This is a genomic window from Marinobacterium litorale DSM 23545, assembly GCF_000428985.1.
GTDB lineage: Bacteria > Pseudomonadota > Gammaproteobacteria > Pseudomonadales > Balneatricaceae > Marinobacterium_D > Marinobacterium_D litorale.
This window is the reverse complement of sequence record NZ_AUAZ01000002.1, coordinates 212,139-232,018: the sequence shown is the minus strand read 5'-3', so window position 1 is coordinate 232,018 and position 19,880 is coordinate 212,139. Positions and strand designations below refer to the sequence as shown.

At 55.3% G+C, this 19,880-nt stretch carries 17 protein-coding genes; 6 read left to right on the top strand and 11 right to left on the bottom strand.

What is annotated here, in order from left to right:
- The first annotated feature begins 335 nt into the window (after positions 1-335).
- Positions 336-1,997 (top strand): diguanylate cyclase domain-containing protein, encoded by a 1,662-nt coding sequence (locus G403_RS0102600; RefSeq protein WP_027852606.1) that lies wholly within the window; start codon positions 336-338, stop codon positions 1,995-1,997.
- Here G403_RS0102600 and G403_RS0102595 read toward each other — a convergent pair.
- Together G403_RS0102595 and G403_RS0102590 are read right to left on the bottom strand one after the other, a co-directional pair.
- The gene (locus tag G403_RS0102595; RefSeq protein ID WP_027852605.1) at positions 1,994-2,455 is read right to left on the bottom strand and encodes a GNAT family N-acetyltransferase; all 462 of its coding nucleotides are present in this window, start codon (positions 2,453-2,455) and stop codon (positions 1,994-1,996) included. The two genes, G403_RS0102600 and G403_RS0102595, sit on opposite strands and share 4 nt — an antisense overlap.
- A 149-nt stretch (positions 2,456-2,604) precedes the next feature.
- Positions 2,605-4,764 carry a PepSY domain-containing protein gene (locus G403_RS0102590; RefSeq protein WP_036232266.1) on the bottom strand — a complete coding sequence of 720 codons (2,160 nt, stop codon included), beginning with the start codon at positions 4,762-4,764 and terminating at the stop codon, positions 2,605-2,607.
- A 268-nt stretch (positions 4,765-5,032) separates the two neighbouring features.
- On the opposite strand from G403_RS0102590, the gene G403_RS24285 reads away from it, so the two are divergent.
- Positions 5,033-5,461, top strand: coding sequence for a hypothetical protein (locus G403_RS24285; RefSeq protein ID WP_051298437.1), 429 nt, complete (start codon positions 5,033-5,035; stop codon positions 5,459-5,461).
- A gap of 102 nt (positions 5,462-5,563) precedes the next feature.
- A complete protein-coding gene (locus G403_RS21940) occupies positions 5,564-6,397 on the top strand; it encodes a CZB domain-containing protein (protein WP_051298436.1) in 834 nt (277 codons plus the stop codon).
- Between the two features lie 17 nt (positions 6,398-6,414).
- Here the strand turns inward: G403_RS21940 and G403_RS25750 are convergent, their stop codons facing one another.
- From G403_RS25750 to G403_RS0102550, 6 genes are all read right to left on the bottom strand, one after another.
- On the bottom strand, positions 6,415-7,731 hold the full coding sequence (locus G403_RS25750) for a PAS domain-containing methyl-accepting chemotaxis protein (RefSeq protein ID WP_027852603.1): 1,317 nt from the start codon (positions 7,729-7,731) through the stop codon (positions 6,415-6,417).
- 128 nt (positions 7,732-7,859) lie between these two features.
- Positions 7,860-8,300: a DUF3465 domain-containing protein gene (locus G403_RS0102570; RefSeq protein ID WP_084403901.1), complete on the bottom strand. Its 441-nt coding sequence runs from the start codon at positions 8,298-8,300 to the stop codon at positions 7,860-7,862.
- A gap of 41 nt (positions 8,301-8,341) precedes the next feature.
- Positions 8,342-8,797, bottom strand: coding sequence for a sll1863 family stress response protein (locus G403_RS0102565; RefSeq protein ID WP_027852601.1), 456 nt, complete (start codon positions 8,795-8,797; stop codon positions 8,342-8,344).
- Between the two features lie 35 nt (positions 8,798-8,832).
- Positions 8,833-9,120: a sll1863 family stress response protein gene (locus tag G403_RS0102560; RefSeq protein ID WP_027852600.1), complete on the bottom strand. Its 288-nt coding sequence runs from the start codon at positions 9,118-9,120 to the stop codon at positions 8,833-8,835.
- 227 nt (positions 9,121-9,347) lie between these two features.
- Positions 9,348-9,836 carry a GNAT family N-acetyltransferase gene (locus tag G403_RS0102555; RefSeq protein ID WP_027852599.1) on the bottom strand — a complete coding sequence of 163 codons (489 nt, stop codon included), beginning with the start codon at positions 9,834-9,836 and terminating at the stop codon, positions 9,348-9,350.
- Between the two features lie 126 nt (positions 9,837-9,962).
- Positions 9,963-10,418: a hypothetical protein gene (locus tag G403_RS0102550; RefSeq protein ID WP_027852598.1), complete on the bottom strand. Its 456-nt coding sequence runs from the start codon at positions 10,416-10,418 to the stop codon at positions 9,963-9,965.
- 95 nt (positions 10,419-10,513) lie between these two features.
- On the opposite strand from G403_RS0102550, the gene G403_RS0102545 reads away from it, so the two are divergent.
- Positions 10,514-10,957, top strand: a complete 444-nt coding sequence (locus G403_RS0102545) for a MarR family winged helix-turn-helix transcriptional regulator (RefSeq protein WP_027852597.1) — start codon at positions 10,514-10,516, stop codon at positions 10,955-10,957.
- Positions 10,958-11,040: 83 nt separating this feature from the next.
- Here G403_RS0102545 and panD read toward each other — a convergent pair whose 3' ends face one another.
- A complete protein-coding gene (gene panD, locus G403_RS0102540; RefSeq protein ID WP_027852596.1) occupies positions 11,041-11,475 on the bottom strand; it encodes an aspartate 1-decarboxylase in 435 nt (144 codons plus the stop codon).
- 326 nt (positions 11,476-11,801) lie between these two features.
- Between panD and metH the strand changes: the two genes are divergently transcribed.
- Both metH and G403_RS0102530 read left to right on the top strand, forming a co-directional pair.
- Positions 11,802-15,527, top strand: coding sequence for a methionine synthase (gene metH / locus G403_RS0102535; RefSeq protein WP_425411689.1), 3,726 nt, complete (start codon positions 11,802-11,804; stop codon positions 15,525-15,527).
- Positions 15,528-15,530: 3 nt separating this feature from the next.
- Positions 15,531-16,202 carry a DUF3047 domain-containing protein gene (locus G403_RS0102530; protein ID WP_027852594.1) on the top strand — a complete coding sequence of 224 codons (672 nt, stop codon included), beginning with the start codon at positions 15,531-15,533 and terminating at the stop codon, positions 16,200-16,202.
- A gap of 13 nt (positions 16,203-16,215) precedes the next feature.
- Here the strand turns inward: G403_RS0102530 and G403_RS0102525 are convergent, their stop codons facing one another.
- Together G403_RS0102525 and G403_RS21935 are read right to left on the bottom strand one after the other, a co-directional pair.
- On the bottom strand, positions 16,216-17,247 hold the full coding sequence (locus tag G403_RS0102525) for a sodium:calcium antiporter (RefSeq protein ID WP_027852593.1): 1,032 nt from the start codon (positions 17,245-17,247) through the stop codon (positions 16,216-16,218).
- Positions 17,248-17,336: 89 nt separating this feature from the next.
- Complete coding sequence (locus tag G403_RS21935; RefSeq protein WP_051298434.1) at positions 17,337-19,823, bottom strand: PAS domain S-box protein; 2,487 nt, start codon at positions 19,821-19,823, stop codon at positions 17,337-17,339.
- Positions 19,824-19,880: the final 57 nt, after the last annotated feature.

The window sequence follows — 19,880 nt, the reverse complement described above, 5'->3', positions numbered from 1 at the left end:
GCCGTCCACTTTATCGAATCTTTTCCGTGAATGAGATACGACAAAAGGCGTAGCCTTATACGCGAGAAGGCCCATCATTTTATAGAATCCCACCAAGTCTCCGACAAAACGGGGGGTTAAACCGAGAACTGTCGGGTTTGTTGAACTTTTTAATGAAGTGTCGACACTTTTTGGAATAGCGTATATCGCGCAACCATCAGCCGCCCGCAGCGCGTATGAACGGGAACTGATCTCGGTTTTGATCTCGGTTTTTATCCCGGTGCCGGTTGTACCGGCCCCCTGCCCCCCGGTATTCTGAAGATCCGTATAGATGCTGTTTGTTAAGGTAAATCTGAATGGTCGCCGGATGGCTGCTCGTTCTGTTGCTGCTCGGTGTACTGGGATGGCAGCTGAGAACCCAACATAGAAAGGCGAATGCCATCGCATCGGTGGATACCCTCAACGCACTCAGCCAACCTGTGCTGATCGCCGCCCGGGATGGCTCCATCACTTTTGCTAACCCCGCCGCTGCAAAGCTATTGGGCTACAGTGTAGAAGAACTTCGGTCAACAACGGTGGAGCAACTGGTTCCCCGGGAGCAGCGTCATCACCATCCCAGCTGGCGACAGCGATTTATCGAAGAGGGTCGAAAACGTCCTATCGGTGCGCTGAACAGCCTGTTGGCGCTGCATAAGTCCGGCCGCAAGATTCCGGTTCAGATTGAGCTGACGCCGACCTCCGATAACAGGGTTATTTGCGAGCTGCATCCATCCCGTGACAACGACGCCATGTTCGACCAGGTACAGCAGGATGCGGGGGTTGGCACCTGGGAGTGGGATCTGGATTCGGATCAACTGAGCTGGTCAGCCAATGTATTCGCCATGTTCGGGCTGGACCCGCACCAGTTTGAGGCGAGTTACGAAGCCTACATCGATCGTGTCCACCCGGAGGATCGCAGCGCGGTGGATCAGGCGATTAAGCGTTCGCGTCAAACGGGCGAGCCGTACGAGATTGAGTACAGAATTCAGCGCGGTAACGACGTTCGCCACTTATTGGAGCGTAACTATCTGTTCCTCGATACCTCAGGCGAGATTCGCCATATGTGGGGTAGCGTCATCGACATTACCGCGAAACGAGAAGCCGATGCGCGTTTACAGCTCGCCGATGCGGTTTTCGAAAATTGCGCTGAAGCGATTCTGGTTTTCGATGCTAACGAGCAGCTTATTCGTGCGAATGCCGCGCTGTTTGCCATGATCGAGGCCGGCGAAAAAGAGGTTGCCGGTGCCGCTGCGGCCGAGCTTATTCAACGGGGAGAAGACCTCTCCCCCATCCGTCTCAGTCAGCTCTTGGCCAGTGACGGTGGCTCATCCTGCGAGTGGCGTGGTGAGCTTATGCTTCAGCGTGCCGGCAAGCCCGGGCTCGAGGTGCTGGCCTCGGTGACACCGATCATTGACGCAAGCTCTGGCCGCCGTAGCTATGTCCTTGTTTGCTCGGATATCAGCCTGATCAAGGCACACGAGGCTGAGTTGCGTTTCCAGGCCCTGCATGACCAGCTGACCGGCCTACCCAACCGCCATCTGTTTGCGCAACACCTTAAGCAGGAGATAGCACGCAGCCAACGCACCGGAACGCGACTGGCTGTCGTTTACTGTGATCTGGATGGTTTCAAGCAGGTCAATGACCGTTTCGGCCATGCGGCCGGTGATGAACTTCTGCGCTTGCTGGGCAAACGGATGCGGGAGCTGATCCGTGACGCTGATATTCTGGCACGCATTGGTGGTGATGAGTTTGCGCTGATTCTGCCTGACTGTGGTCCTGACGAAGCGCTGGAGCTGCTGCTGGAGCGCTTGATCACAAATGCCGCGTACGATTACCGCGGAACAGAGGTGACGCTCAGTCTGGGCGCATGCTGCTCACCCGACCGGGGGACCGACGGCTCAGCCCTGCTGGTGCAGGCCGATCAGCTGATGTACCGGGCGAAGAACCAGGGCAAGAACCGCTACCTGATTGCACCCTAAAGCACAAGCTCATAATGCACGAACGTTGTGTCCTCTTCGTATCCCGCGGACTCGTAAAGACGGCGTGCAACGTGGTTGTCCTGCGCGGTAAATAGCTCTACCAGTGAACAGCCCGCGGTAACGGCTTCCTGTCGTACCTGTTGAAGCAAGGCGCGTCCCAGTTTAAAACCACGCTGTTCGGGATGGATGAACAGATCGCTCAACAGCCATCGCGATCGACATGACAGAGAGTCAGGTCCTGCGTAGCACTGCGCAAAGCCACAGACCTTTCCTGCATACTCGGCCAGAAACAGGTGGGTATTAGGGTCTTGAAAACGTTGCTCCAGGAACAAACGCGCCTGTTCAGGTTCACGTGGATACCCGTAGAACCTGCGGTACTCAACAAATAATCCGGTCAGCGGCTCCAGGTCGGCTACTCGAGCCTGCCTGATGCGGGGAGTCTGGGCTGCGTCACTCATGCTGGATCCAATCAAAATATTAAACCGGACCGACGCGCAGCCGGGTGGCCGCGCTCGATCGTTTTCATGCCACTTTATCAGTTTCGTAGCGCGATTTTTATCAGATGAGCGCGCCACCTGCGGTGCCCGGGCTTCTGGCGAGCGTGTTTTTAGTCGAACAGATCGCGGTGCAGTTGTCCGTTCAGAATCCAGCTCTCCAGACGACCGTGTGCCCGCTCTTCGCTTAAGTGATAGCGCTCCCGGATAAGATCAACAAGCACCCTCTCTGCACCGAGCCCCAGCGTGGAAGCACGACCACAGATGTAAAGCACGGCTCCATCTTCAATCCAATCCAGCAGTTGATCGCCCCGCTTTTCAAGCCGCTCGGTAATGTAGCGCTCAGCTGAACCATCTCTTGAGAAGGTGGTGTCCAGCTCCGTAATTACGCCGGAGTCACGCCAGCTTTCGAGTTGATCCCGGTACAGGTAGTCGCCCTCCTTGTTACGGTTACCAAACAATAACCAAACCGGCCCCGCATTCACGGCGTGCGCTCGCTGTTCGATAAACCCCAGGAAAGGTGCGATTCCGCAACCGGTGGCGAGCAGGATAATCGGTTGTTTGGGGTCAGCCGGCGGATTGAAGCCGGGGTGAGACACCAGTTCAACAGCCCGCGCTTCCCCCAGCGGCCAGTTAAGACACAGCTCGCTACTGGCGCGCCCCAGAACTTCCCGCCCGGCGTGATCGATGTAACGCAGCAGGCCGACGGTCAATCGGACCTTGCCCGGCTCAAGATCAGAGGAGGAGCCGATAGAGTAGCTGCGTACCCTTTCACCCTCAGCGGGTTGAAACCGCAGCAGATCACCGGCATGGAAAACCTGATCGGTGGGTAGCTGCAAAACGATGCTGTAGCTCTGAGGCGCATCCGGATCCCGATGACTATCCAGCCGTGTGCGCTCTACCAGCGTTGCCTGGCATTGCTGCGCCCCGGTATCAATCGCTCCTGTATCCAGCCCCCAGTCAAAACGACTGGATAAGTGATTGAGCCATTGCTGCCAGGTTGTACCGGGCTCGCCATCCACTTCGGTGAGCGGCTCCAGCTCCTGAGCGCCAGCGTCCAGCAGCGCCTGTCGCAGGCGGTGTCCGCCACCACAGAAATGCTGATACCTTCGATCTCCCAGCGCCAGCAACGCGACGTGGGAGCCTTTTAATACGCCGTCACCGAGAGTTTTCATCCAGCTACGGGCGCTGTCCGGCAGATCCCCTTCACCGGTGGTGGAAGCCACCACCAGCACCTGATCGTAATTTGGCCATTGATCAGCCGGGTAGGCCGCGATGGACCCGCTATTAACCGCCAGATTTTTCATGCCGAACAGATCGGTGGTTACTTTCGCAATACGCTGCGCGGTGCCAGTTTGGCTGGCATAGACGATCAACGTCCGCGCGCCTGCCTGCACACTGCGCTGGCTGTCGGCACGCATCCGGCGCAGCCAGCTCACAAAACCGGTGCCGCTTAAGCCCAGCAGCACCAGAGAAAGGACAAAATTGATCGACCCCGATAGTGCGCCGCCCCAGGTACCCTCATGCAGCATTTTGGGCCAGTAGTCGCCTACCACCGGAGAAAGTTGCTCACCGCTTGCCACCCAGGTTCCTGCCGCCGTTTCGAGCAGCACCGAGCCTGCCTTGAAGCGACGGGCCTGTATCAATTCGCCAAAGTCTGGTTCACGCTCGGCAAGCTGCAAAGCTCCGACCACACTCAGGGGGGTCGCATTGCGATCGATGGAGATCTCGGGCTGGCCAATATGAAGGGTCATCAGTAAAGCGGTCACCGGGACCAGCGCGACGCCCGGCAACAACCAGAGACCGACTCTCTGATGCCAACCCAGTAAGCCTTGCTTAAGGTGTGGGCGGTAGATAATCACACCCACCAGAATAGCCAGGGCAAACGCCCAGGTTGCGTACTCGACGACCCAGCCCAGGCCGAGCAGCAGATCTTTGTGGAGACGCTTGGCGAAGTCAAAGATCGCTCCGCTATTGTCAACGCCGTCGCCGACTCGCTCTCCGCTGGATAGGCTGAAGTCGCCAAGCCCTTGCAACCGCCAGGTCTCCCCGGCGTCAATACGACTTATCGAACTGATTTCGCCCACTTGCGGCTGTGAATCAATCAAGTGGATGAGATCGGCAATTGGAACAGAGCTGGTTGTAACGGGAGCCTCCGGGGCCGAGACAATAGGCTTAAACGCTAGCACCGCACCGGTGAGAATTATCAATAAGAACAGTGGGAACAGGAGAACCCCGATCCAACGGTGGATTACCAGCAAGTTGGTTTTCATGATGCGTCCTTGTAATACCTGTTACAGTTTATGAAATGATAAACCGGAACAGCCCTAAGTAGGGTTAACTGCATGTAAAGTTAGGTAAATTGGGTTACCCGTAACGGCAACAATCTGCCGCACAGGAGGAAGGGGTTCGCCTTTCGAACAGCCATTTAAACGCTCACTCCCCGCCTTTTTTCAATGGCCCAGATATTGCCTGTCCAGTTAAAGCGGCAAATTTTAGGTCCCAGTACTCATTTCCCTAAGCGCAGCCAAGGCGAACGGCATGAACACCATCGACCCCCAACAGCGAGCCAACCCAACCCAGACCATCAGTATCGGCGAACCGGCTCCTACGCAGGGCGGGCGTACTGATTTTTCCACACTGCTCGAACCTTTATTGAAACTTGGTGAAGGGACCACCGGTCCGACGACAGAACGCTCACAAGGTATGTTTGATTCAGGTCATGCGGGGGCACGGCGCACGGAAAGTCGCGAAGATCTGGTTGAACTGCTTAGCATGAGCCCGGCAGAGCGGATCCGTTATACCATGCTCAAGGATATGGGTCTGACGGAAGAAACCCTGGCTAACCTGCCCTATGATTTGCGAATGCGGATTGAGCGCATGATTGAACAGGAGATCGAACGTCAGTTGGGAGGCGTCGAAGGTGATGTCAGTGAAAGCAATCAAGATGTTGCATCAAATAACCGGTGACCTATTGCTAGATGGACCTCAGTATTGATCCAATACGGTTGAGTAGCGGACCAATATCATGACGCCTGTTATACTCCGGGCGACATCCGGGAGTTCTTAACGATGCAGTCAACTTATACAACGAATACCTACATCACCTTCTCGGCAGGCAAATCCCTGTTCGCGATCGACACTCAGTACATCCGATACATTACCGCCAGAGATATGCTCAGTACCCGTCCGGTTCCGACCCTCAAGGGTGACACCAAAGAGGTGTTCGACTATCAGGGCCACGTCATTACGCTTTACCGGTTTTGCGAAGCGATCGGCGTCGAGTCACAGGCCGATGCAAGTGCAGCGCTGGTGGAGATGCTACGGGCGCGGCGTCAGGATCATATTGACTGGGTGGATGCCCTGGAACACAGCATTCGCAGCGGTGAAGCGTTCACCAAGGCGACCGATCCGCATCAGTGCGCATTCGGCAAGTGGTACGATAACTATCGGCCGGAGGATCCCGAATTAGCCAAGATCATGAAGGCGTTCGATGCACCGCATAAACATATCCACGCTCTGGCCGAGCGCCTGCTAAAGCAGGCGGACCAGTCCGAAACATTAGACGGCGCTCTGAGCGAACTTGCAAAAGAGCGGGGCTCAACCCTGCGTGAACTGCTCAAACTGTTCAACACCGCCGCAATTCGGCTGGAAGATATGGTCAAGCCGGTGGTACTGGTTATCGATGGCGGTGAACGGACGTTCGCACTGGAGATTGAAAGCGTGCGCGATATTCGGGAATTCAGCGAACAGGAGCAGATCCCGGAACAGGACAGTGGTGATAACGCGATTCATCAGGGCTATTTCAAGGGGTGGGATGAGCACCTGCATATCCATATTGATCCCGCCTTGTTGCGTTATCACCTGGAAAAGCGTTTTCCTATCGAAATTCCCGAAGCCGGCTGATAAAAACGGTGACGACTTCAAGCCGTCACCGTGCTGGAAAACTGACCGACGGCGTCTACAACCCGCTGGGCTTGGGTCCTGATCTCCCGCATCAGCTCACCGGTTTCACGGGCCAGGTTAACCCCCTGCTCTGCATGAGCCCGGCTGGTTGTCATTTCATCGGACGCTTCCCGGGCAAGACTGCGATTGCGGTCTACGACACGACTGATCTCCTCCGTAGCCTGTCGGGTCCGAAAGGCCAGTGAACGGACCTCATCAGCGACGACGGCAAACCCCTTACCCTGAGATCCGGCACGTGCCGCTTCTATTGCCGCGTTCAGGGCGAGTAGGTTGGTTTGATCTGCGATGTCGTGGATCACTTTAACGATGCTGCCGATACGCTCCGACTGGTGGTTCAGCGCCTCGACACGCTCGCCGACCGCCTGCAAAGTATCGGCGATACTCTGGACCATACTGACCGTTGAACTGACACTGTGACTGCCGTTCTCAGCGCTGCTATCGGTTTCCTGAGCAACACCGAAGGCGAGCTGTGCCGCCGCCGAATCCGCCTCACGCCGTTCGATCTGCACAGTTACATCAGAGGCATATTTGATAACCCCATACTGCCGGCCCGACGCATCGTATAATGGATTGTACGTCGCCTGAAGCCAGATCGTCCGGCCCGACTTGGACACGCGAGGGAACTCACCGGTTACAAAACGCCCCGTTTTCAGCTCACGCCAGAACTCCCTGTAAGCCTCACTGTTCGCTTCAGCTGATGAACAGAACAGCCGATGGTGTTGGCCAACGACTTCGTTTTGACGATACCCCATTGTTTTTAAGAAATTGTCGTTCGCATTGATCACGTTGCCATCGAGGTCAAACTCAATGACCGCCATCGACCGATTAATGGCATCGACCATGCTGTGATGACGCTTTTCCTCCTCGACCTGTTCGGTCACATCCCGGGCAATCTTGATCACTTTTTCCACGCTGCCCTGGTCGTCGGAGATAGGTACGTAGCTCGCTTCGAGCCACACCTCCGCACCGTCTTTTCTAAATCTGAGAAAGCGCTGACTGATACCCTCTCCCCGGGCTAAACGTTGCCAGAATCGAGCGTAGTCCAGATGTTTTACCTCATCCTTAGCGCAGAACATGCTGTGGTGACCACCGACAAGGTCTGCCTCGGTATAACCCATCAAACTGAGAAACGCTTCGTTGGCGCTAACCACGTCACCGGCAGGACTGAATTCGATTACCGGCATGGTTGCTCTAAGTGCTTTTTCTACTTGAGACGCTTTCCTGGACGCCTCTTTACATGCGTCGATCTCCGCCTGGCGTACAAAGCCGAACATAGGGGCACCTCAAAAAAGTTGCAGAATGAGAACACCTTTACGTTAAACGGCCTGTTTCGGATCAGTACCAACCTGTTAAAACCCTGATTTATTGATTTATTGCGAGCGCTAAATCAGCAGGATGAGGCTCACTGATAGGTTTTACCCTGATGACGCAGCCAACCACCGGTATGGCGGCCGGCGGGGTCGTGATGTGTCCAATGCACCACACCCCCTTTCGCGTTCCACTCATACTCGCCAAAAAACTCGATCTGATCCCCTACACGCAGGCCATCGATACGCGGCGCGAGATCGATGTTGTGGGCGATCAGCAGTGTCTGCCCAGAACTCATCTCAACAATAAACCTTTGATGCCGGCTCCCTTCCACATCATCGGACAGCATCCGTATGACCACACCGCTGCCACGGACCTGAAGATCGCTTTGACGATGTTCAAAAGCGTCCGCGAGCCGCTGAGCATCAGGGCTAGCGGCCTCAGACGCCGCAGCATCGATATAGCCGCGGTTTGTTGCCAGATAAACACTGAACGCCGCTGATACAATAAGCAGCGCTAGAACTAATTTATGCAACGCGGTTTACTCCCTGACAGCAAAAAGGTCCGGCGGTACGGTCAGTTGTCGGACCGGTATTCCTTTTCCGATTTTTCCCAGGCGTTGGCAAGGTCTTTATACGCGTCAGAGAACCCCTGTTTCATATGGCTCCAGCTTTCACTGGTGCTGGCTTTCATACTGCCATACCACTCAGCAACTTCCACGCGCTGCTCGCGAAGCGCTTTCATCGTCTCCTGAGCCTCTTTGCGGGCGGCAACACTCATTTCATCATAGTTTTCATCGATGTAACCCTGCAGTGCGTCAATGCGCTGATCAAGCTTATCGAGGCTCTCTCTGGCTGCTTTCACCGCCTGATCTTTTTTCTCTGCGGTATAGGATCCAATGTTTTCGAGCAGTTGCTGAGTATCTTTTTTAATTTCTCCAATTTGATCGCTGGATTCATCGCTCTGAGCATACACAGGCTGAACGGCCCCCAGCATACCCACCAGTATCAATGTCGGTATATACGCTTTCATCGTACCCCCAAGAAATAATGGAAAAGATTGAAATGCTATTTAAAACGAGATGATGCGGATTTCAGTGCGCTGTTAAACGCGTCCCATGCCTGCTCTGCACCGGCCTTGAGGTCTTCCCACGCATCCTCACCGCTGTTTCTAAGATCGGCAAGCTTCTGGTTCGCCTCCTGTTGCCTGGCGCGTAACTCCTGCATCTGCTGACTGTATTCGATCTGGGCGTCCGCTTCAGCTTGGTTGGCTTTTGCCTCCAGTTTTTTGAGCTCCGCACTCATCTCGTCCAACTGAGCCTTGAGTTTCTGTTCGTACGCTTCCTTTGTATTCATCGACCTCTCCTTTTAATCGCCCTTCTTCTATTTGCTTAAAAACTAGATGAGGGTGATGTCATAAAGATCAAGGTATTAATTAAAATCTCGTCGGCGAGTTATTAAGATAAGATTGACAATGCCTGACTCAGTAGAGTGTAGCAGATCACTCCAGACACCCATTATCCATAAGTAAAACGAGTCTTTTTAAAGTGACAAAAGCAAAGAATAAAAGATCATCGCTGTATTTACGCTGCAAGCCATTTATACATTACTAAAGCATCCACATAGCCCTTAACGGGATGACAAAATGCCTTGGGTAGACGGCCGACCGTCTCAAAGCCGAGCTTATTCCAAAGCCGGACGGCCCCGTCATTGCTGGATGCAACAAAGTTAAACTGCATCGCTTTATAGCCCAGTTCAACGGCAACTTGCTGCGAGTGTTCACATAAAGCAGTGGCAATGCCACGCCCCCGCGCCTGCGGCGACACCATATAGCCGCAGTTACAGACATGGCTGCCGGGGCCCGGCTGGTTTGTTTTCAAGTAGTAGGTACCCAGCACCTGCCCCGCCTCCTCCGCGACAAACGTTTTGACGGGCAAGTCGATCCAGAGTTTTAGCGCGGCATCCCGTGTTATATCCGTCGGATATGCGTATGTATCACCGGCAGCGGCAATCGTCTCGAAGATGGGCCAGATACGGTCAAAATCATCGGCTGTTGCTTCTCGAATATTCATCTATTATCTGCGTCCACGGAAGAGGAAATTAAAGTCACTGCCTCATTCTGAAATACACCGGTTCGAAGTTCCATTGACATTGCCCTGTTTCCCCCTAGGGCTGAGTCCGGCTTTGTGAGCTTACCACTAAGTCAGGGATGCCGGCGTCCGATAATTTTTCCTCATCTTGAGGCCCGATTTCATATTCATTCCCATCAAAATCAGATTGACCGCCCCGGCTAGCAGCTCTATCCCCTGAACTATATAAAATTCCGTACCGAAAGCTCCGGAGGCTGCCCATCGATCAAGCAAAACAGCACAGGGAATCAGTACCAGCAGGCCATTGGTAGCAATAAACACCATTCGCCTTCTCTTTTGCTGTACCAGCCTCCCTCCTCTGGATTTACCCAGGGCGAAACCACTGCGCCCGGTCAACGCCATGGAAGGTACAAGAATCGCCAAGCCGGGCCAGACGATTAAGCTTTTCACCTCTGCGATAGATTCAGCGGAACCGAAAAGCTCGACCAAAATCGTCGCCGAGAAAAATGTAGCGATGCAAAACATGGCGGTTAATGCCGCAAAACGATGGAGTAGCAGTGCCATAGTTTTCTCCTCCGAGCAATGTTGGTAACATGTTGTCATTGTGCGTTTGGTGATCAATGTTGTCAACATGTTGTCAAAATTTAGAGCTACGGAAGATGGATAAATCTCGAAAAGGCCCCGTGTTCACGGAAGTGGTCCTGGAAGTATTCAAGCTCGGCGGACTGCTGGTGAGCGAAGGTGACCGTATGGGTTCGGAGTACGGTATTAGCAGTGCTCGATGGAAGGTGCTGGGTGCCATAGCCTTATCCAGCGGTCCGCAAACCGTACCTCAGATAGCAAGAAGCATGGGGTTAACACGGCAAGCGGTGCAGCGCCTTGTGGATGCCATGAAGAATGATGACCTTTTACTGCTTCATGAAAATCCCGAACACAAGCGCGCAAAGCTGATAACGCTTTCAGAACACGGCAAAGCGGTATATTCAAAGCTGGATGAGAAGCAATCGAGGTGGGCAGTGGAACGTTCAACCGGTGTTTCAAAGGCCGAGCTTGAAACCACACTGTCGGTACTCAAGCGCATTTCCGATGCACTAGAGCGCTGACCGGGCGTGGGCGTTTAACTCCCGACCACGCTCCCCAAGGAGCTCACATCCTCGAATAATAGAGCATGGCCGGACAGATTCCGTCACATATCGGCAGTCTGGACCGGGATTGCGGACTTCATACCGGTCATTTTATTGCGGGCACGCAGGTCATCATCGCTGATGCCGATACCGTTATCGGTGCGGGCATTTTCGAAGTAACAAAGGGTGGGCTGAAAGTTGTTGATCTCCTGCTCGGTCAGCTGAACGTAGGCACCGATAATCAGCAGGTCACCTTTGCTCGCCTTGTGCGCGGCAGCGCCGTTGACTGAGATGACACCACTGCCCTCTTCAGCTCGAATCGCATAGGTGGTGAAGCGTTCGCCGTTATTGATGTTGTAGATATGGACCATCTCATACTCACGGATACCGGAAGCGTCGAGCAGGTCGCCATCAATGGCGCAGGAGCCTTCGTAGTGGAGTTCGGCATGAGTCACGGTAACGCGGTGCAACTTGGCTTTAAGAAACGTCTGCAGCATGTCCTTCACCTTGTTTGAGAAGTGAATCCGGCTACCTGAATTGCATCATTGTTGCCGGTGTGCTCAAAAAGCGAGGCACATAATACAAGGTTTACGTCGTTCGTTGCCAGATTCGAACCAATGCTGACCAGTCGGACCAGAATCACGACCGTTCTCCCCTTGTGTGAACGCACGATACTCCCCGCCTGAGGCACACAGATAAATGACTCATGGTTATCGCGCTAAGTGAGCAATATTCAAAGAAAAATGAAGCAGTCTCAGGCAAGCGATGGTGCATTTGCAGTACAATGCGCGGCTAAAGTTTTAACCCGGATGGATAGCGACACGTGAGCGATACCACTTTGCTGAATACCCTGCCCCTGCGCTCCTCTCTAGAGAGTACCCTGAAAAACCGCATCATGATCCTCGATGGCGGGATGGGTACCCAGATTCAGTCTCTTGGCCTGGCCGAAGAAGACTACCGAGGCGAGCGCTTTGCGGACTGGCACCTGGACGTAAAAGGTAATAACGACTTACTGGTGCTCACCCAGCCGGAGCTGATCCGCGATATTCATCGGCAGTACCTGGAAGCCGGTGCCGATATCGTTGAGACCAACACGTTTAATGCCACGCAGATTGCCATGGCTGACTACGAGATGGAGTCGCTCTCGCGAGAGATCAACGTCGTCGCCGCTCGGTTGGCGAAGGAGGTCTGCGCTGATGTCGCTGCGCAGACAGGTACGCCGCGCTACGTGGCCGGGGTACTCGGGCCAACCAACCGCACGGCGTCCATTTCACCGGATGTAAATGACCCGGGCTTTCGTAATATCACGTTCGACCAGTTGGTCGAAGCCTATACCGAGTCGGTGGATGGCCTGGTTGAAGGCGGTGCGGATATTATCCTGATCGAAACCATTTTCGATACGCTCAATGCCAAGGCAGCGATCTTCGCGGTCGAGCAGTATTTCGCGGATCATGACATCCGTTTGCCGGTGATGATTTCCGGCACCATCACTGACGCTTCCGGTCGTACCCTCTCCGGCCAGACCACGGAAGCGTTCTGGAACTCAGTCCGTCATGCCAACCCGATCAGTATCGGCCTGAACTGTGCGCTCGGTCCCAAACAGTTGCGCCAGTACGTGGAAGAGCTCTCCCGCGTGGCCGATACCTTCGTCTCCGTGCACCCCAACGCCGGCTTGCCCAACGCCTTCGGAGAATACGACGAGACGCCGGAGGAGATGCGCGACGAGATCCGCGAGTGGGCCCAGTCTGGCCTGGTCAACATCGTCGGTGGCTGCTGCGGTACCACGCCGGAACATATTCGCGTTATCCGCGAAGGCTTGCTGGATCAGGCACCTCGCGAGTTACCCGAGCTGGCTGTGGATTGCCGCCTGTCCGGCCTGGAGCCCATGAATATTGGCGCACAGACCCTGTTCGTTAACGTGGGTGAGCGCACCAATGTCACCGGTTCGGCCCGTTTCCGTCGTCTGATCAAGGAAGGCGATTATGAGACGGCCCTTGAAGTGGCCCGTCAGCAGGTCGAGAACGGCGCTCAGATTATCGATATCAACATGGACGAGGGGATGCTCGACGCCGTGGAAGCGATGAACCGCTTTCTCAACCTGATCGCGTCCGAGCCCGATATCTCCCGCGTACCCGTCATGCTCGACTCCTCCAAGTGGGAAGTGATGGAAGAAGGCCTGAAGCGCATTCAGGGCAAGGGTGTGGTTAACTCCATCAGCCTCAAGGAAGGCGAAGCGAAGTTTATCGAGCAGGCGCGCAAGATCCGTCTATACGGTGCGGCGGTTGTTGTCATGGCGTTTGACGAAACCGGCCAGGCAGACACCTATGAGCGCAAGATCGAGATCTGTGAGCGTTCCTACCGTGTACTGGTCGACAAGGTCGGCTTCCCGCCGGAAGATATCATTTTTGACCCCAACATCTTCGCCATCGCTACCGGTATTGAAGAGCACGACAACTACGCCGTGGATTTCATCAACGCCACCGGCTGGATCAAAAAACACCTGCCCTACGCGAAGGTATCAGGCGGGGTCTCCAACGTTTCCTTCTCCTTCCGCGGTAACGACAAGGTACGCGAGGCGATCCACTGTGTCTTCCTGTACCACGCCATTAAACAGGGCATGGATATGGGGATCGTCAACGCCGGTCAGCTGGCGATCTACGACGACCTACCCGACGATCTGCGTGAACACGTGGAAGATATCGTGCTTAACCGTCGTGAAGATGGCACCGAGCGGATGCTGGAACTGGCCGAGAAGTACCGTGGGGGCGCTTCCGAATCCTCGGTGCAACAGGATCTGGCGTGGCGGGACTGGCCGGTCAACGAGCGCCTCTCTCACGCACTGGTGAAAGGTGTGGCCGACTACATCGACGATGATATTGAAGAGTGCCGCCACAACTATGAACGTCCGCTGCAGGTGATCGAAGGCCCGCTGATGGATGGCATGGGCATCGTCGGCGACCTGTTCGGTTCCGGCAAGATGTTCCTGCCGCAGGTGGTCAAATCCGCCCGCGTCATGAAGAAGGCCGTGGCCTACCTGATGCCGTTCATCGAAGAGGAGAAAGCCGGTAACGCCAGCAGCTCCGCCGGTAAGGTCATCATGGCCACCGTGAAAGGCGACGTACACGATATCGGCAAGAATATCGTCGGCGTGGTACTGCAGTGTAATAACTTCGAGATCATCGACCTTGGCGTCATGGTCCCGGCCGAGAAGATCCTGCAGACCGCCCGTGATGAAAATGCGGACATCATCGGTCTTTCCGGCCTGATTACGCCATCGCTGGACGAAATGGTCCATGTGGCCAAAGAGATGCAACGTCAGGGCTTCACCATTCCGCTTATGATCGGTGGTGCCACTACGTCCAAGGCGCATACAGCGGTAAAAATCGAGACCAACTACAAGAACAACCAGGTGGTGCACGTGACCAACGCCTCGCGCTCGGTCGGCGTGGCATCGGCCCTGCTCTCCGAGAGCCGACGCGAGGCGTTTGTGGCGGAGATCAAGGCAGACTACCAGGCGGTGCGTGAACGTCATGCCGCCCGTCAGAACGACAAACGCCGGGTAACCATCGAGTCAGCCCGGGAAAACCGCTTTCAGATCGACTGGGAGGGCTACACACCGCCCAAGCCTGCGCAGCCCGGCATCCACGTTTTCGAAGACTACGACCTGGAAGAATTGACGCACTACATCGACTGGACGCCCTTCTTCCAATCCTGGGAGTTGGCCGGTCGCTTCCCGCGCATCCTCGATGACGAGGTGGTCGGTGAGGAAGCACGCAAACTGTTTGAAGACGCCAAGCTGATGTTGCGCGATATCATCGACAACAAGAAGCTCAGGGCGCGGGCTGTCATCGGTCTGTTCCCGGCAAACGCCATCGGCCATGACGATATCGAACTGTACATCGATGACAGCCGCAACGGTGTTCAGATGCGCCTGCACCACCTGCGCCAGCAGATGCAGAAAGTCGAAGGCAAGCCGAACATCTGTCTGTCCGATTTTGTCGCACCCAAAGAGAGTGGCAAGGAGGACTATATCGGAGCCTTCGCGGTTACCGCCGGTATTGGTATCGACAAGATGGTCGCCGAGTTCGAAGCGGATCACGATGACTACCACAGCATTATGGTTAAGGCGCTGGCAGACCGTCTCGCCGAGGCCTTTGCCGAGCGCATGCATGAACGGGTGCGCAAGGAATTCTGGGGGTATGCGTCCGACGAGTGCTTTGACAACGACGACCTGATCCGCGAGCGCTACACCGGTATCCGCCCGGCACCGGGTTACCCGGCCTGCCCGGATCACACCGAGAAAGCGCTATTGTGGGAGTTGCTCGATGTGGAACATAACGCCGGCATGACGTTGACCGACAGCTTCGCCATGCTGCCGACCGCAGCGGTCAGCGGCTGGTACTTCAGTCACCCGGATGCCACCTACTTCGGTGTCGCCAAAATCAGCGAAGACCAGGTGGAAAGCTACGCCAAGCGTAAAGGCATGACCATGGAGGAAGCCGAACGCTGGCTGGCACCCAACCTGGGTTACGAGCCGGAGCAGGGGTAAGCCATGCGTGTATTCGGTGCGACCGATATTTCGCGCATCGGCGGAATTTTGGTTGCACTGACCCTTTCCCTTCCCCTCAGCGCGGATAATGAGCGGGTCAACATCGCCCGGTTTTCTGAAGGGAATCTGGAGGGATGGGAGTTAAAATCGTTCGAGGGCAATACCGAATACCGGCTTGAAACCGACACCCATAAAACGGGCCTGAGGGCTCTCAGCCAGGGCACCGCTTCGGGCCTGTACCTTGAACGCCGCATCGATCTGCAGCAGACCCCGATACTTAACTGGTCCTGGAAGCTTGAAAAGCCGCTGCCAGGCGATTTTAACGAGCAAAGCAAGGCCGGGGATGACTATGCCGCACGGATTTACGTGGTATTTTCCGGCGGCGCATTTTTCTGGCGTACCCGCGCGATCAACTACGTGTGGGCAAGCTCGCAGCCCAAAGGTGCTGTCTGGCCCAACGCCTATACCACTAACGCGCGTATGATCGCTGTTCGCTCCGAAGAAACGCCGGAGGGTCAGTGGGTATTGGAGAAACGTGACGTTCGCTCGGATTATCGCCGTCTGTTTGGTGAAGAGCCTGATGCTGTGGATGCGGTCGCGATCATGACCGACACCGATAATACCGGACTGGAGGCCAGGGCCTGGTACGGCGATATCTGGTTTACCCGTGATTAATGCCAACAGATGACTAGATAAACATCAGTACGATGCCCACCAGATAGATCACCATCACGCCACTGCTCTCAAAACCGATTCCACCCGGGCCATGCTCCTGTCGGCGGATCTGCCCCATCATCAGCACGGCCGCCATCAGTAGCGTCAGGACCAGCCAGACGATGGTTTGCTCTGATATATGATGGTAGATAGAGCCATCGCGGTATGCGATATCGGATGCGGCCGTAAACAGGGTATCGAACGCATTACCGCCAATAATACCGCCCACTGCCAAGGTGAGCGCTCCCCGACGCACTGCCGCAACGGATGTGACCAGCTCCGGAATAGAGGTGCTGATCGCGGTTAGCAGGATGCCGACGGCAGTTTCATCAAGACCCGTATCACGAGCGATATTGGCAGCGGCAGGCTCAAGCCACCACCCTGCGATGCCGAGAATCGCCATCAGGATCAGGAATTCCCCCCAAAGACGAGAGAGCGAAATACGCGTATTTCGCTGTTCCGGCTTGTCCTCCCGGGTCTCGCGGGTGCGGGATGGCTGCCACATAGGTTGGTTCCACGCTCTTTGCACCAGCTTGATGCCGTATATATAAAAGACGAGCAGGACGATACTGACAGGGTGGATTGAATAGAGACTGATATCAGGGGTAATAGGGCCCAGCAAAATCAGGCTTAGCAATGCGATCAGCAGCGCATTCTGCAGCATATTTGGCGCCGAAGCAGCGGCGTGCTCCAGATTGGCTCTTCTGTAAAAAAGGTCCGCTACGGCAAGAAACACGGTCTGCACGGCGATGCCGCCAATCGCGTTGCTGACCGCTAGCGTGGGATGCCCGTTCCAGGCCGCCGTGACCGATAGAACAGAACCGGAGAGCGACGTCGCGGCACCCAGCAAAATAGCACCGGCTACCGCTTCACCAACGCCCGTGCGATCCGCCAACTGGTCGACAACACCCGTGATTCGAGTACCGAACACCGCAATGACCAGGGCACAGCCCGTAAAAAGTGCGATACTTGCCGCTAATGTCCAACTACTCAGATCCAAAAACACCTCTTCCGTCTAATAACCCTCTTGAGTGTAGACGGGGCTCCCACACGCGTGGGATTAGTCTCTGGCCGTTTGACCGAATAACACCGTGATCACTCCTGAGTCTTGGGCGGGGTTTCGGACTCTACTCGGTTGCGTCCATTATTCTTGGCAAGATACAGGGCATCATCAGCGCGTTTGAGAATGTCCTTGGGCTGATCTCCCGGTTGCAACTCGGCAACACCGAAGCTGCAGGTACGATGACCAATAACCGGGAACTGCGCCTCGTCGATACGCTCCCTGAGCGACTCTGCCAGGCTCACGGCCCCATCCCGATTGGTATGGGGGCACACAATCAGAAACTCCTCACCACCCCAGCGGCCAACATAATCACTGCGGCGGGTGTTGTTGCGTAAGGTCTTGGATATAGTCACCAAAACCTGATCGCCAACGGCATGACCACAGGTATCGTTCACCTGCTTAAAATAGTCCACGTCCAGCATAATGACAGCGCACCCCGATCCATAGCGCTCATAGCGCTGGATTTCGGCCTGGAGCAGCGAGTCCATGTTGGCACGGTTATTCAAGCCGGTTAAGCGGTCCGTTGTAGAGAGGTACTCCAGCTCCCGGTTTTTCTGCTCCAGCTGTTTGCGTGCGTTTGTCTCATCACTGATATCAAGTGCAATACCGATATAGCGGGCATCCTCGGGCGAGTCGCCATCAAGACGCCTGGCTGCGCCCTGAACCCATCTGATTTCATTGCCATCGACGATACGAACGCGTTCGGACCATTCCTTATCACCTCGCTGGACGCAGCGCATCCAGCTCTCATAGACCCGTTGCTGATCATCTGCATGGAACACACTCGCCCAACCATATTCATTCATTTCCGGCGGAGTCAGGCCGAATATATCCGCGCACCGCTTATTGGCGTAAATGTTACGTCCTTTATAATCTGTCTCGAAAATCCCCAGCGGCGCAAACTCCGATAACGTGCGGAAACGCTGCTTACTGATCCGCAAAGATTCTTCTGAACGTCGCCGATCCGTGATATCGGAGATCGTAACAACGGCCGAATCGATGCGTCCCCGTATATTGACTACCGGGTTAACGGATACTTTGCAGAAACGCCAGCCTTTGCGGGGATATTCGAACCAGCTTTCATAGCTCACCGGCATTCCGGAAAAGGCCTGATCCATCTTCGACCGAATAACGTTCTCGAAAACCTCGCTGCCCCACAAATCACGAATCGAGTGGCTTTCGATCTGGGTACGATCAAAGCCGTGATAATCGAGATAGGCTTTGTTAACCTGCAGATAGATATACTCCCGGTCGATCAGGGCGAGCAGCTCGGTCGAGGCGTTAACAATTTCCTCATAGCGAAACAGCCGTTCTTCAGACTCGCGGCGGCGGGTGATATCGCTGGTGATCGCAAAGTAACTGGAAATAGAGCCGTCCAGGTCCCTCACCGGGGTAATCAACGCCTGTTCAATAACCTCCTGACCATTCGCGAGTCGGTTGATGAACTCTCCCTCCCAGGCCATGCCCTTGCGTAGCTGACGCCAGAGCGAACGGTACACATCCGGCCGGGTTTTGCCCGATGACAGAATTGACGGTTTCTCTCCAACCACCTGCTCTGCTCGATAGCCGCTGCGCTCGAGATAGGCGGCATTGGCATAGATAATTCGGCTATCCAGGTCAGTGATCAAGATCGAAGATGGCATCTGATCAATCGCCTGGTACAGGTGCGAGAGGTCGTTCGCTACACGGTGCTCACGCAGCGCATTCATGCGCCAGTATCGAAGGAAAAAGAACGAAATCAACCAGATCGCCAGCGCCGCCGCCAGCGCCCCTGCCGTGCGTGATTCCCAGGTCTGCAGTGCATCAGAGCGGCGGGTGAAGGCAAAGGCCCGGATCGGCTGCTGCTCCAGTTGCCGCAGTACATAGAGATAATCGCCGTCCAGATTCACCCGGGTTCCACTGAGCGAGAACTGCTCCTCGTTCTGGAAGGATTCCACCGTGGTCCGGATTTTAGCCATGGTTGAACGGTCACCGACAGGCCGGTTTTCCGCATCAAGCAACATGAGATTCTGTTGCCGGAACCCGTCACCGCTTTCCAACCGGTTGGCAACGGCTTCATTGTTGATGACGGCGACAACCACCCCCCAGGGGGCGCCATCAGCGCCGTTGATGAGCTGCGTTACACCAATACGGCCATCGCTGGAGCCGATGACAGACTGATTATTCTGTACCAGCGAACGTGCAACCCACGGCGGCATCTCCCGGTATGCGGATTCCCGGTTACCTACCGCAAGGACAACTCGGCCACGACGGTTGTAGATGGTCAATCCGTCGACGTAGGTGGACTCCAGCAGGTGGGTCAGCAAAGCCGGACGTATGTCGCCGCCCAGGGTTTCAGGGGTGATCTGTTGCTCAAGCAGGTCCCGGCTTTTCTGCAATGAATGACTGGCACCCAGAAAAGCAATATCCATCGCGCTGGCATAGGCACGCAGCTGAATCTGCAAGCGCTCGCCGGCGCGCTCCAGCGTATTCTGGTAGTCGCGGTAGATACCCCAGCACAAACCCAGCGTGGTGATCATAAGCAGCACCAGGACTACAAACAGGATCGATCGCGCCTGCCTTAAGTGATCGCTCCG